The sequence below is a fragment of the Rhodanobacter caeni genome, from assembly GCF_039523575.1.
Taxonomy (GTDB): Bacteria; Pseudomonadota; Gammaproteobacteria; order Xanthomonadales; family Rhodanobacteraceae; genus Rhodanobacter; species Rhodanobacter caeni.
In genome coordinates, this window is the sequence record NZ_BAAAFO010000006.1 from 21410 (window position 1) to 35656 (window position 14247).

Genomic DNA, 14247 nt, shown 5'->3' on the forward strand with positions numbered 1-14247 from the left:
CCGTTGTTCATGTGATCAGCCCCTGATGGCCCACAGCTGCAGGTCGAGACCGGCGAACTCCTCGCCGAAATGGAACGCGATGCCGCCCGAGGTCTTCAGCAGCCGCCACATCGGCGAGTGCTTGTCGAACTCGAAATAGAGATAGCCGGCGTTGTACGGAATCTGCCGCGGCGCCACCGGCATCGGCGCCACCACGATGCCGGGCAGTTGCAGGTTGACCAGGTCGCGGATCTTCTCGACCGGGCCGATCTTCGATTGCGCCGGCAGTTGCCGGCGCAGGTCCTCGGACTTCATGTCGGCCTTGGCCGCCAGCACGAAGGCGGCGGTATCGAGCAGCCCCAGGTCCGGCACCACCGCCACCCACACGCCGAACTTGCGCTGTTGCAGCGGGATCGGCGTGGCGGTCTGTTCCATCACCGCGCTGAGGCTGGTCCGCAGCGCGCCGATCACCGGCTCGAAGCTTTCGCGCAGCAGCTCGTGGCGATACGGGGGAAACGCGGTAGGCCGCTTGCCCGGCGCGGTGAACGTGGCCAGCTCGCCGGCCATGCCAACCAGGGTGCGGTAGAAATCCTCCGGGTGCAGCGTGGGCGACTCGGCCAGATGCGCGATCAGCGGCTGGAACCGGTTCACCACCTGCAGCAGCAGGAAGTCGGCGATTTCCGCCGCGCCGCCACGGTCGGTCAGGGCCACCCGCGCGGCCAGCGCCTCGCCGCGCTGGTGCAGCAGGCCCAGCAGCTCGGTGAGAAAGGTCACCAGCCGCGGCACCGCACGGCAGCTCTGCGCGCTGGGCATGAACGCATCGTCCAGCACCACGCGCCGATCGGCGCGGCACTCCACGATGCGCGCCAGCGGGATATGCGTGAGCCCTTCCATCGGTTGCGACTGCGGCAACAGCCGGCTGCTCATGCCGCCCACTTCCAGCGGCGTGGTGCCGTCGACGCTGCCGGAGGCGTCGCGCACCTCGGTTTCGCGCACGCGGTAGCGGAACAGTTTTTCCGCCGGCGCTTCGGCGCGGCCGCTGTCCGGCTGCGTGGGCGAACGCAGCGGCAGGGTGAGGAACACGGTCTGGTCGCGCCAGTTGGCATCCACGTCGAGCGCCGGCGGCAGCGGATCGTCGCCGGGCATCGCGAACGGCGTGCCGTCGGGAAAGGTGCCGCGGGCGCTGCGGATGCCCAGCTTGCCAATCGCCAGCAGGTCGGTTTCCAGCTCCAGTTCGGTGAAGCCCCAGGTGTACGGGCGCAGGGCGCCGGCACGCAGCTCCACCAGGCGCTCCAGATAGCGCTCCTGCTGCTGCATGTGCTGGGGCCGCAGGAACAGGCCCTCGCTCCAAACCACCTTGTTGTTCTGCGTCATCGCTTCACTTCCGCCCATCTTGGTGAACCCTGCCGGCGCTGCCGCCGGACGTTGCCCGCCCGCACCGATGCATCGATGCGGGCGCATTCATTGCCGTGGTACCGCTTCCCCCGCCCCTGTCTTCCCCCCGCCGGCGCTCAGCGTCCGGACGCGTGACTGGCGCGCCGCGCCGATTTCAGCCGCGACAGCTGCTCCTCGTAGGCGCGTGCGAACTCGTCGCCAAACAGCCGCCGGAAGCATTCATCGGGGTCTTTCATCAGGCCCTCGAAGTTGTCCTGGTACTTTTCCCAATACTTGCCCTTGCCGCCGAACGCGGAGCGCTTGCCGCCATCGACCTCGTGCTCGAACCGTTCGGGGTTGAAATGCGCCATCAGCGAATCGAAGCCCGCGCGCACGCCCGCCAGCATCGCCATCTGGTGGCAGCGGATGTCGTCGAACGCATCCTGGAACGCCGCCGTGCCGGAGAGAAACGCCGTGTTCGACGGCGCCAGGATCTTCTGCATCGCCTCCTCGGCGGTGGGCGCGAACTTCAGCGGGTTGTTCTCCGAGCGCTGGATGATGGTGACCGGCAGGCGGAAGGTGTTCTTGATTTCCGCGCGCGCGCGCAGCACGTCCATCACGCCGTCGATCACGATCCTGAAGATCTGGTCGAGCTCCGGCGACAGGGCCGCCGCGCCCACGGCCGCCTGCGGTGCCGGCGGCGGCGCGATCGGTGCCGGGGCCGCCACGGGTACAGGTGCAGGTGCAGGTGCAGGTGCGGGCGCAGGCGCCGGTGACGCAAAGTCGCCGATGGTCAGATCCCAGTTTTCCGGCAGCGCCTGGCGTTGGCCGGTGGTGGCCGGCGGACGAAAGTGGTCGTCCAGGCCTGCGTTCTGGTTCCAATCGGAGCCGGCGCCTGTCGGTGTCTCGGGAATCAGCGGCGAGGCGGCCGGCGGCGCATCGAGAAAGCTCAGCGGATCGAGGAAGCCAGCCGCACCGCCCTGGCCGCTGCCGGGGATCAGGCTGTCACCCAGCAGGTCGGCGGGTAACGACGGGGCGGGCGCGGCAAGATCGAGCAGGCCGAAATCCAGCGGGTCGGCCGCCATCGGTGCGGGAGCGGCGGCACGCGGCGAAGGCGTGAAGACGGTCTCCGCGTTGCCGCTCTGCAGGCTCACGCCGACCTCGAAGGTATCGATCTGCAGGCGATCGCCGTCCTTCAACGCGGACGGGTCGCCCTTGATCAGCGGGCGGCCGTTGAGCAGCATGCCGTTGGTGCTGCGGTCCTCGATGAAATAGATGCCGTTGAGACAGCGGATCATCGCGTGCACGCGCGAAACGCCGGACGAGCTCAGCACCCAGTCGCAATCCTCGGATCGCCCGATGCTGCCGTCGCGCCCCTCGAACGCCTTCTGGCTGCGGCTGCCGAATTGCGCTGCCTGGTGGCCGATCACGGCAAGCAGCAATGTCTGTGACGTCGACACGTTCAAATCACCTCGAAGAATCATCAAAGCGGCGGATCATCCGCCGCTTCGTTGCCGCGCGCAGCGCACTCCTGCGCGGCCTGCGGATGCGCCAGGAAACCCCCTGGCCACGGGAAAGCGCATGGTCAATCACGTCCCGCCGCTCCGTTGTTCAGCAGCACCATGGCCCGCTCGATGAAACCGGCGCGTCGCTGCTCGAACTGGGCGGGTTCCAGCGCGGCCATCAGGTTGATCGCGGCCACCACGGCACGGGCGGTGAGGTGGTCGGCAGGCGGCACGGCGACCTCCTGCGTGGCCGGCGCCAGGCTGCCGCCAGACCAGCCCGCCGACGCGGCGATCCAGGCGCCCAGCGAGCGGTATTCGCCCGCACTGGCGAAATCCAGCGCGGCGCGACGGTTGTCTTCGTCGGGGTCGCGTACCCATGCCTCGGCCAGCACTGCGCCGGCCCTGTCCTCGACCGCCAGCGGCTGGTCGCGGGCGCACTGGCACAGCCAGGCCACGGCATAACGCTTGGGCAGCAGGCGCGCCAGCAGCTTCAAGGCCTCGGGCACCTCGCCGGCATCCAGCAGCAGTTGCACCGCCGCCAGCGGGGCCATGTCCGGGCGCAACCGGGCACTGGATTCCCCGGAAAGCTCCATCTCGGTCGATGCTCGCATTACCGCTGACACGTCGATACTCCCCCGTTCAACCAATCATGATGATGCCACCGGACAACTGTGCCATCGCGTCGCCGCTCAGGGTCAGCTTGGTGCCCTTGACCGTGGTCATCGCGCTGCCGGCGACGTCGAGCATGCCGTCGGACTTCACCTTCATGCTGGCGCCCGCGGCGATATCCATGGTGGCGCCCGACTTGATGGCCACCGACGTCTGGCCGTTCACCTTCACCGAGCTGTTGCCGGTGATGGTGATGTTGAGTCCCTTGATCTCGATCTCGCCGGAGCTCTTCATCACGATGCTGGACGAACCGGTGACCAGCTCGATCTGGCTGCCCGCCTCCAGCTTGAACTTCTGCCCGATGGTGGTGCTGCCGTTCTGCTTCACGTCCAGGGTGTCGTTGTTGCCCACCGTGTGCTTGCGGTCGTTGTCGACCTTCTCGGTCTGGTCGTGATTGACCGTGAGGGTCTGGTCGTTCTTGATGGTGATCGTCTCGTCGTGGTCGATCGCCACCACGTGGTCGTTCTCCACCTCCTCGTGCATGTCCTTCTGCGCGTGGATGAAAAAGTCCTCGCTGCCCTTCTTGTCCTCGAAGCGCAACTCGTTGGCGTCGGCCGCCACGCCGTTGAGGCTGCGGCTCTTGATGCCGCTCTGGGTCTTGTTGGCCGGCAGCGTGTACGGCGGCATGTTGTCGTCGTTGTAGACGCTGCCGATGATCAGCGGGCGGTCCGGGTCGCCCTCCAGGAAACTCACCACCACTTCCTGGCCCACGCGCGGAATGCTCACCGCGCCCCAGGTCTTGCCCGCCCACGGCGAGGCCACCCGCACCGGGCACGAACTCTGCGCGTTGGGCTTGTCCGGCTTGTTCCAGTGGAACGTCACCTGCACGCGGCCGTACTTGTCGACGGCGATGTCCTCGTCGGTGTCGCTGCCGGTGACCACCGCCGTCTGCAGGCCCACGATGCGCGGGCGCGGCGTGGTCTGCGCGCTGCGGTAGGGCTGCTTGCTTGCGATCGCCTCGAAGCTGCAGGTGAAAGGTTCGACCGCCTCGCCGTCATGGCCCGATACGTAGTCCGGCTCCACGAACTGGAGATTGGTCGAGGTCACCAGGTATTCGCGATTGAGCTCGTTGCGCGGAAAGTCCTGCAGCTCGAACAACGCGCCGATGCTCATGCCGCAGGCATCCGTGCTGCCCCTGAACAGCGCATGCGGCACGTTCATCGCCTCCATGCGCACCTGCGCGTAATGCTGGCCCTGATCGGCCAGCGCATGGCTGCCGGGGTAGTCGAAAACGTCCAGGCCGGACAGGTTGTGATAGTCGCCGCCGCTGTCCAGCGAGCGGGTGGCCAGCAGCGAGGTCCTGGGGTTGAGCGGGTCGTAGTCGGTGAGCTGGAACTTCAGCGAATTGACCGATTGCCGCGAGCTCCACGACGTGATCGACGCCGGGGCGAAAGGCGCGCGCAGCGCCGCGGGCATGTACGGAATCTTCTCCAGCCCGCGCGTGCGCGCGTGCGCACCCAGCGCATCGGCCAGCACCATGGTATGCGTGCCGGAGGTATGGGTGAAGTAGTAGTAGATGCCCTCCTGCTCCATCAGGCGGCTGAGGAAGCTGAAGTAGTCCTCGCGGTATTGCACGCAATAATCGCGCTTGGGGTAGTTGCCACTGAGGCTTTTCTTGACGTCCGCATAGCCGATCTCGCCCAGCACCGTGCTGATGATCTCGGGCACGCTCATCTTGGTGTAGATGCGGCAATCCACCTTGCGCGTCAGCAACCAGGGCTTGGGCACCAACGTGGCGCTGTAGGTGGCATAGCGCACGTTCTCGATGGTCTGGAATCCCGTCTGCGCCGCGTCGCACACGATGCCGTTGAAGTGGCGCGTATGGCCGTCCTCGGTTTTCAGCGTCGCCGTCATCGGCGTACCGAGCAGCTTGCGCAGGTCCACGTGTTCGTCCTGGCTGAGCATGTCCACGCGGTAATCGAACAGCCGCCCGAGCTGCTCGCTGGCAACCAGGCGCACAAACAACAGCTTGTCGCCAAGGTCGGTGGATAAGGTCATCGCGTGTGCCATGTGTCGCGTCTCCGGGAAATCTGTGCGCGCTGAACTGCGTGCGGCGGGGTGGTCGGCACCGGTGCCGATACGGAAATCCGCATCAGCGCATGTCGTTCCCTCCGCGCCGCGCCAGCACCACCCAGCCCGATACGATCTTGCCGTGCTCCTTGCGCAGCATGTCCGTGCCGATCGTGACGCGATCGAAACCCGCGGACTCGACGACTGCCTGCGTGTGGTCGCGGGTGTGCTGGTATCGCCCGCTGGAGGACAACGCGTAGCGGTCGCCCTCGCCCTCCAGCACCTCCAGCGTGAACGCCAGCCAGCCGCCCTGCCTCAAGGCGCCGTGCGCCGCCTCCAGCACGGGTGCCAGGTCACCGAAATAGATCAGCGTGTCCGCCGAGATCACCACGTCGTAGGCGGAGGGATGGGCCTGCAGGTACGCCGTCAGTTCCGCCACCACCAGCTCGTCGTAGCCACCACGCGCGCGCGCTTTCTCGATCATGCCGCCGGACAAGTCCACGCCCACCAGCGTGCGTGCGTGCGGGCGCAGCAAGGGCGCGCACAGGCCCGTGCCGCAACCGGCGTCGAGCACGTCGAGGCTGCCGTTGGCCGCGGGCAACACCTTGCCCAGCGCCTCGGCCAGCACTTCGGGAGCGCGGTAATCGAGGTTCTTCAGCAATTGCTCGTCGAAACTGTCGGCAAAGCTGTCGAACACGTTGCGCACGTAAGCCTCATCCGCGCGCGGCGGTGTTTCCGCGCCGCCGGTGGCCGCCAGCATGTGGCGCGGGATGGGGTTGTGCGGCTCGCGCTCAAGCCAGTCGCGGTAGACCTCCCTGGCCTCGTCGTGGCGGCCAAGGGTGTACAGCGAAATACCCAGCCCCTCCAGCGCGCGCAGGTTGCGCGGGTCCAGCCGATACGCCTCGCGGAAACACGCGATCGACTGCTCGATGTGTTCCACGTTCTGGGCGTAATTGCGCAGGAACAGGCCCATCATGTACTGCCCGTGGGCGAACGTGGGCGCCTTGCGCAGAAGTTCGCCATAGGCCTCGAACGCGTCGTCGGGCCGCTCCTGCACTTCCAGCACGAAGGCCAGGTTGCACAGCGCGTTGTAGTGCGTGGGCCCGCACTCCAGCGCGCGCCGATAGCAGGCCTCCGCCTCGGCCAGGCGACCGCACTCCTTGTGGATGTTGCCCAGGTTGTTGTGCGCATCGGGATGCCTGGGCGTGATCTTCAACGAGGTATTGATCAACGCGACCGCCTCGTCGCTGCGGTCGCGCTGGTGCATCAGCACCCCCAGGTAGTGCAGGGCGTCGGGCTGCGCCGCGCGCAACTCCAGCACCTCGCCATACAGCCGTTCGGCCGTGTCCAGGTCATGGGCCTGGTGTGCCTTCATCGCGCGCTCCAGCACCACCGCATACGCCGGCTGTGCCGGCGCCGGCGCCCGCCAGCTCACGTTCGCATTGCTCGATACCACGCGCTTACCCCTTCCCATCAGCCTATCAACACCTTCATGCAACCCAATACGATCACGCCGCCATGCGCCGTGCTGTCGCCCATGCGCGCGGCCGGCTTGCCGCCGATGAGCACCTTCGGCGAACCCGCCACGATGGAGTCGGGCGGACCCACGCAAACGGCCATGTCGCCCACGCAGGCCGCAGGCAGGCCGCCAATCAGCACTTTGGGCGCACCGGGCGCGGAAATCGGCCCGCCCACATGCGGCACCGGTCCGGTGGTCATCGGACAGGTGTGCAAGTCGGTGAGACGGGCGGCAGGTTGCATGGTCAATCCCCGGAAAGATTCATTGAAAACGACTCGCTGTGCGGTTGTTGCCGCGACCTGTCATCGGCTGTCGTCGACGGCATGCATGGCTTTGATGCTCAACCGGTCACCAACAAGTCGTCGCGCAACTGCCCGATCATGTCTTCAGTCGCAAGGTTGAGGTTCCAGATCGTGGCGCAGCGATTGGCGTCGGCGAAATCGATCATGATGATGTTGGGCATGAAGGACTTCGATACCCGATCGACGGTCTGCGGCGGAAAACCCTTGGCACGCCACTGCTGGTGCAGCACGCCCGCCCTGGCGATGATGTGGCTCTTGACGCCGGCCTTCCATGCATCGGTCAGCGCCTTCTGCGACGACGTCCACATGCCCTTGTCGCGCTTCTCGATGCTGTAGAAGAGCTTGTGCAAGCCTTCTCCAGGGTTGCTGGTAAGCGTCCAGTACATCATTCCCAGCAGTTCCGGGCTACTGATCGGCCCCTGCGAGAGGATGTTCAGCTGCTTCTTGATGTTCTTTTTCTTGTCGCCGGTATTCGAGTAGTTGCCGAAATACTGCAGACCCCACATGTACGGGCTGTATTGGGCGTGCCCATCGCCTTTCTTGTTGAACATCGCCTTCACCGGAAGGATGCCGGGCGTGTTCTTGAGTGCGGTGGGAAACTTGTTGAAATCACCGCTATCGAATACCACGATGACCTTGCCCTGCAACGAGGCAATCGTGGCCACGTTGAGGTTGACGTTGCTCGCAAACCGCTGGTCACCCAGCTTCAAAATGCACTGGTTGGCTACCTCTTCCATGTCACCGCACTTCGAGAAGCGCAGGATGAGAAACTCCTCCGGGTTCTTCATCACGAACTCGCGCGCCTGGTCGAGCATCTGCGAGAGGCGATCGCCACCCACGCCACCGCCCGTCGCCGCTGTCTGGTACGAACCCAGCTTTTTGTCTTTCTCTCGGCTGAAGCCTGGGGCGTGATAGGCCCTTTGCTCCAGCTTGCCATTGGTCTTGATCTTGATGATGCGCAAGTCGAAATAGCGCACGCCCGCCTTCGCCTGCTCGCCAATGCTCAGGTTCTGCGTCTTGACAACGCTGCCAAGGTCGTTGCCGTAGATGCCCGCATCATGCGTACCCGGGAATACCACGTCACACAACCGCTTGTTGGCAAAAGCTCCAAACCCCGCCATAAGCTCGACTCCTAGATAGGGAAACTGGGATCAATCGGGTTCACGCGATGCGTCAGGCAAACCCGTACGAAAATTCACCGTCTTCCACCGCCACCTGCACCTTCGCGACCTGCTCGCCCGCGATCATCTTCGTGAGGAATGCGCGCGAGATGTCCGGCAGCATCGAGTTGGTGAGGATGGCGTCGATCATGCGGCCGCCCGATTCCGTTTCGGTGCAACGCTCGACCACCAGCTTCACCACGTCCTCGCTGTAGTCGAACGGGATCTTGTAGCGGGCTTCGACGCGTTTCTTGATGCGGTTGATCTGCAGCTTGACGATCTTGCCGAGCATTTCCGGACTGAGCGGGTAGTACGGGATCGTCACCAGGCGTCCCAGCAGGGCGGGCGGGAAGATCTTCAGCAATGGCTCGCGCAGCGCCTTGGCCATGCCTTCGGGCTCGGGCATCAGGTCCGGGTCCTTGCACAGGCCGGCGATGAGGTCGGTGCCGGCGTTGGTGGTGAGCAGGATCAGGGTGTTCTTGAAGTCGATCTGGCGGCCCTCGCCGTCTTCCATCACGCCCTTGTCGAACACCTGGAAGAAGATCTCGTGCACGTCGGGGTGGGCCTTTTCCACCTCGTCCAGCAGCACCACGGAGTACGGCTTGCGGCGCACCGCCTCGGTGAGCACGCCGCCCTCGCCGTAGCCGACGTAGCCGGGGGGCGCGCCCTTGAGCGTGGAGACGGTGTGCGCCTCCTGGAATTCGCTCATGTTGATGGTGATGATGTTCTGCTCGCCGCCGTACAGCGCCTCGGCCAGGGCCAGGGCGGTCTCGGTCTTGCCGACGCCGGAGGTGCCGGCCAGCATGAATACGCCGATTGGCTTGTTCGGATCGACCAGGCCGGCGCGCGAGGTCTGGATGCGCTTGGCGATCATCTCCATCGCGTGGTCCTGGCCGATGACCCGCTGGCCCATCAGCTTGGCCAGGTTCATCACGGTCTCGACTTCGCTCTTGACCATGCGCCCGACCGGAATGCCGGTCCAGTCCGACACCACCGAACCCACGGCCTGCTGGTCGACCGAGGCGAGGATCAGCGGATGTTCGCCCTGCAGCTCGGCCAGTTGGCCCTGCAGATCCTGCAGTTCCTTCAGCGCGGCGGTGCGCTCGTCACCGGCAAGCGCGGCTTCCCCGGTTGCGGACTCCTCGCTGGCTTCCGCGGCCTGGCTGGCCGACTCTTCCAGCGCGCTGCCGGTGCCTTCGACCGGCGCCGAGGAACCGCGCAGCTTCGAACGGATGTCGAGGATTTTCTCGACCAGCTCCTTCTCCCTGATCCAGTTCGCCTCCAGCGTTTCCAGGCGTGCCTTCTGCGCGGCCAGCTTCTCGTTGGCGCTCTCTTCGCGTGCGGTCACGTTGACGCCGACGTTCTTCTCGCGGGCGATGATCTCCAGCTCGGTTTCCAGTGCCTGGATGCGCTTGCGGGTGTCGTCCACCTCGGCCGGCACGGCATGCTGGCTGATGGCGACGCGGGCGCAGGCGGTATCGAGCAGGCTGACCGATTTGTCCGGCAACTGGCGCGCCGGGATGTAGCGATGCGACAGCTTGACGGCGGCTTCCAGCGCCTCGTCGAGGATCTGCACCTTGTGGTGCTTCTCCATCACGCTGGCGACCCCGCGCATCATCAGGATCGCCTTCTCCTCGCTGGGCTCGTCGACCTGCACGGTCTGGAAGCGGCGGGTCAGGGCCGGGTCCTTCTCGATGTGCTTCTTGTATTCGGCCCAGGTGGTGGCGCCGATGGTGCGCAGGTTGCCGCGGGCCAGCGCGGGCTTGAGCAGGTTCGCCGCATCGCCGGTGCCGGCCGCGCCGCCGGCGCCGACCAGGGTGTGGGCCTCGTCGATGAACAGGATGATCGGCCTGGTGGAGGACTGCACTTCCTCGATCACCTGCTTCAGGCGGTTCTCGAACTCGCCCTTCATGCTGGCGCCGGCCTGCAGCAGGCCCACGTCCAGTGCGCGCAGTTGCACGTCCTTCAGCGGCGGCGGCACGTCGCCGATGGCGATGCGCATGGCGAAGCCCTCGATCACCGCGGTCTTGCCGACGCCGGCTTCGCCAACCAGCATCGGGTTGTTCTGGCGGCGGCGCATCAGGATGTCGACGAGCTGGCGGATCTCGTCGTCGCGGCCGACGATCGGATCCATCTTGCCGTCGCGCGCCTGCGCGGTGAGGTCGATGGTGAACTGCGCCAGCGCCTCCTGCTTGCCCATCTGCGCCGGCGACATCGCACCGCTGGCCTCGCCCGGCGCGCTGCCCCCGCCCATCCGGAAGCCGTCGCTGGCACTCTGGCCGTCCTCGGGCGAGCCGGCGACCACCTCGGCGAACTTCTCCACCAGCGCTTCGGGCTTGATCTTGTCGAACTCGGCCGAGATGGCCACCAGCGCGTTGCGCAGGTGGCGCGTGCGCACGACGCCCACCATGAGATAACCGGTGCGCACCTGGGCCTCGCCGAACATCAGCGTGGCGAACACCCAGCCGCGTTCGACCGCCTCCTCCACGTCGCTGGAGAGATCGGAAATCGACGACGAACCGCGCGGCAGCCGGTCCAGCGCATCGGTGACATCGCGCGCCAGGTTGGACGGGTTGAGGTTGAACTGCTTGATGATGCGGTGCAGGTCCGAATCCTGCAGCTGCAGGATCTGGTGGATCCAGTGCACCAGCTCGACATAGGGGTTGCCGCGCAGCTTGCAGAACACGGTGGCACTTTCGATGCCCCGGTACGCCAGCTTGTTGAGCTTGCCGAACAATGCGCTGCGACTGATTTCCGCCATGATTTTTCTGTCCCCTGGTTTGATTGGCTATCGTGGCCCGCGATCACCGATGGCGGCGGCCGCGAACCGTTCCTGATCGAATGGCGCCAGCGCGCCGTTACCCTGCCGGCCTGAGGATGACCTGATCGGCGTCGCCATCGTGCTGGCGTCGACCCATCCACGTGCTCAACCCCAACCTGCCGGCCTGGCCCAGGCGCGTCACCGGCACCTCGTCCCGGTTCAGCACCAACTGCACATCCCACGCTTTCTCTTCGCCGATGTAGGTTTTCACCGCCGCCACCAGTTGCCGCAGCGCCTCGCCACCGGGCAGAAAATTGTTGAACTGCGCGCGGTTCAACGGCCCCAGCCGCAGCCGGAACCGTTGCTGCGCGCCCCATACGTATTCGCCCATCACCGCGGTGAGGCCCAGGCCGGCGACCTCGCTGGAGCGACCCAGCCGCAGGTGCGCCGTCGGCGGCAGGCGCATCCATTCGGCCACGAATTCCACGATGCGCACCGGGATGCGGAAGAACTGCTCCAGCAGCGTGCGCAGGCCTTCGGCATTGCGCGTCTGCGTCAGCAACCGCCCGGCGAAGAAACGCTTGTACTGGTCGGGCATCGCATCGCGGCCCTCCAGGCCGGGCGTGGCCAGGCCCACCAGTGCGCCCATGTACAAGCGGAAACGATCCTCCCGCGGCCGGTCGAACTGCACCGTCGGCTGCGCATCGGCCCATGCCCGGTAGAACAGGCTGGTCATGCGGTGATGGAAGATGTCGGCGAACGCGATGAAGGTGGAGTCCTTCGCGTTGTGCTGGCGATCGAGCGCGTATTCGGTCAGGTGCAGCGGCAGCGGTGCGTTGGGGCCGAACAAGCCGAAGAACAGGCCGTGCATGCGCGCGGGCGCGCCTTCGCCGCCGGGCTCGAAACGGTCGATGGCGCGCGGCGCGAACGACAGCGACGGCGTGTGGCACAGGCGCACCATGTCCTCGGCGGGCTTGGTCGATTCGCCCAGGCGCGGCTGCTCCGGATAGGCGCACTCGAGCCGCCGGATGGCTTCGAAAAATTCGAAGTCCTCCGGCCGGTCGCGCAGCGCGTTCTGCAGCGCTACAGCGTCTGTCGTTTGCCGAGCCGCACCGGCCATCGGGCCACCTCGTTGCGTTCCAGGGTGCGCAGCACGGTTTCGATAAACGAATTGACCGAAACGTAGCGCGCGAAAAAGTGCTGCATGACCGAACCCAGCAGGAAGGCGCCAGTGCCTTCGAAGGCGCCGTCGTCGCAGGTGAGCGTGATCTCAAGGCCGCGCCCGAACGTGATCGGACCCGGCACCGGGATGCGCCGCACGATCGGCTGCGAGCTGACCGCCTTGATGCCCTCGACCTGGCGCCGGGCGCTGGAGTCGAACTCGTCGCAGTAGAGCGTCAGCATCTCGCGCAGCGCGGCGGCGCCGTCCTCGTGGCCGTCGCCCAGCAGCGAGACGTAGTTGAGCTGCAGGTGGCTCAGCAGCCGCCAGGCGGTTTCGCCCACGGCCACCGACGCGCGCGGCTTGGTCGGGCCGGCGACACAGCGGATCGACTCCACCGGCGCACCCACGTCCAGGGTGAAATCGGTGTGCGACTTGCCCACCGGCATCTGCAGCGGCAGGTCGCGGTTGGTGCACAGCAACTGCATGCCGATCTGGCGCAACTGGGTGGAGTACGGCGCGTCGGCCGCGTCCACCAGCGAGATGAACATCTCGTTGCCCACATAGCTGGAACGCGCGCCATGCAGCTTCTGCCGCGACGACAGCAGCCGCGGCTCGCGGCGCACGGTGTAGAACGCCGCGTTGCCGCTGTGCCAGGTGCGCTCGTCGCCGCCGTAGAACGGCTGGAAGCGCTGCTCGGGCTCCTGCCGATCGCCGAAGCCCTCGACGTTGCTGACGCTGTGGATCTCGAAATCCATCGGCCGCGTGCGGTCGGCCAGCACGTGGTATTCGGTCTTGCCCTGCTGCAGGTGGATGCGGTCGGCGCGGCGCGGGAACAGGTTGATCGCCGGCGTGCAGAACAGGCGGAAATTGCCCGCATCCACGGCGTTGTGCAGCCGGCTCACGCTGCGGTCGAACAGCACCACGATCTCGAACTCGGCGCTGCCCGAACGCGCCAGCACCTTGCGCAAGCCGGTGAAAACGGCAAACAGGAAGCGCTCCGGGCAGGCGAAATATTCCTGCAGCAGGCGGTAGCCGCTGAACGAGCGGCCGCTGTACGGGATCAGCGCCTCGCTGTCGTCGAAGCCCTTGTCGCGGATGCTGGCGGCGTCCAGATGCGTCTCGATCGGGCCGCTGGTGCCTTGCGTGCGCACCACCACGCCCACCGCGTTGGCCAGCAGTTGCTCGTACAGCCGCTTGGGCAGTTCGTCGGCGCCGGCGATGAACAGCGGCAGCTCGTCCAGCGTCAGCATGTTGGCCTGCGCGCCGGCGGTGACCTGGAACTTCAGCCGCAGGCCGGCCCGAACGGTCTTGTCGGACGGAATGGCCACGCCCGCCGCGGCGATGGCCGCGGGCGTTTCGAAATACTTCGCTTCGGTGATCTGCAGCGGCCACAGGGTGACGTCATGCGCCGTGCGGTACTCGCACGCAGTGCGGTCGTCGCGCCCGATCAGGCTGCGCATGGCCGTATCGCGCGGCACGACGTGCCCGGTCGCCAGCGCGCTGTCCTTCAGGTCCGCCTGCAACTGCACCACCGCCATCGAAGGCACGGGCGCCAGGTAATGCGGATAGATCATCTCCATCAGGTGCTGGGTGAACACCGGCTGCTGCGCATCGAGCTTCAACTGCACGCGCGCGGCCAGGAACGCGAAGCCTTCCAGCAGCCGCTCCACGTAGGGGTCGGCGCATTCGAAGCCCTCCATGCCCAGCCGCCCGGCGATCTTCGGATACTCGCGCGCGAACTCGCCGCCCATCTCGCGGACGTGCTGCAATTCCCGGTTGTAGTAACGCAGCAGGCGCGGGTCCATC

General features: G+C 66.3%; 10 protein-coding genes. All 10 read right to left on the bottom strand.

Annotated features, from left to right (window positions below):
- Nucleotides 1–15 precede the first annotated feature (15 nt).
- Nucleotides 16–1353, bottom strand: coding sequence for a type VI secretion system baseplate subunit TssK (gene tssK, locus ABD017_RS16330; protein WP_343883875.1), 1338 nt, complete (start codon nucleotides 1351–1353; stop codon nucleotides 16–18).
- Between the two features lie 137 nt (nucleotides 1354–1490).
- Nucleotides 1491–2813, bottom strand: coding sequence for a type VI secretion system-associated FHA domain protein TagH (gene tagH / locus ABD017_RS16335; RefSeq protein WP_343883876.1), 1323 nt, complete (start codon nucleotides 2811–2813; stop codon nucleotides 1491–1493).
- Between the two features lie 125 nt (nucleotides 2814–2938).
- Nucleotides 2939–3469 (bottom strand): DUF6931 family protein, encoded by a 531-nt coding sequence (locus tag ABD017_RS16340; protein WP_343883877.1) that lies wholly within the window; start codon nucleotides 3467–3469, stop codon nucleotides 2939–2941.
- Nucleotides 3470–3497: 28 nt separating this feature from the next.
- A complete protein-coding gene (locus ABD017_RS16345) occupies nucleotides 3498–5537 on the bottom strand; it encodes a type VI secretion system Vgr family protein (protein ID WP_343883879.1) in 2040 nt (679 codons plus the stop codon).
- Between the two features lie 82 nt (nucleotides 5538–5619).
- Nucleotides 5620–6912, bottom strand: a complete 1293-nt coding sequence (locus ABD017_RS16350; RefSeq protein ID WP_425543760.1) for a tetratricopeptide repeat protein — start codon at nucleotides 6910–6912, stop codon at nucleotides 5620–5622.
- Nucleotides 6913–7010: 98 nt separating this feature from the next.
- On the bottom strand, nucleotides 7011–7298 hold the full coding sequence (locus ABD017_RS16355) for a PAAR domain-containing protein (protein ID WP_343883881.1): 288 nt from the start codon (nucleotides 7296–7298) through the stop codon (nucleotides 7011–7013).
- Between the two features lie 98 nt (nucleotides 7299–7396).
- On the bottom strand, nucleotides 7397–8479 hold the full coding sequence (locus ABD017_RS16360; RefSeq protein WP_343883882.1) for a phosphatidylinositol-specific phospholipase C domain-containing protein: 1083 nt from the start codon (nucleotides 8477–8479) through the stop codon (nucleotides 7397–7399).
- Between the two features lie 52 nt (nucleotides 8480–8531).
- On the bottom strand, nucleotides 8532–11279 hold the full coding sequence (tssH, locus tag ABD017_RS16365) for a type VI secretion system ATPase TssH (RefSeq protein ID WP_343883883.1): 2748 nt from the start codon (nucleotides 11277–11279) through the stop codon (nucleotides 8532–8534).
- Nucleotides 11280–11376: 97 nt separating this feature from the next.
- A complete protein-coding gene (tssG, locus tag ABD017_RS16370) occupies nucleotides 11377–12399 on the bottom strand; it encodes a type VI secretion system baseplate subunit TssG (protein WP_343883884.1) in 1023 nt (340 codons plus the stop codon).
- Nucleotides 12363–14246 (bottom strand): type VI secretion system baseplate subunit TssF, encoded by a 1884-nt coding sequence (gene tssF, locus ABD017_RS16375; protein WP_343883885.1) that lies wholly within the window; start codon nucleotides 14244–14246, stop codon nucleotides 12363–12365. Before tssF ends, tssG begins: the two co-directional genes overlap by 37 nt.
- Nucleotide 14247: the final 1 nt, after the last annotated feature.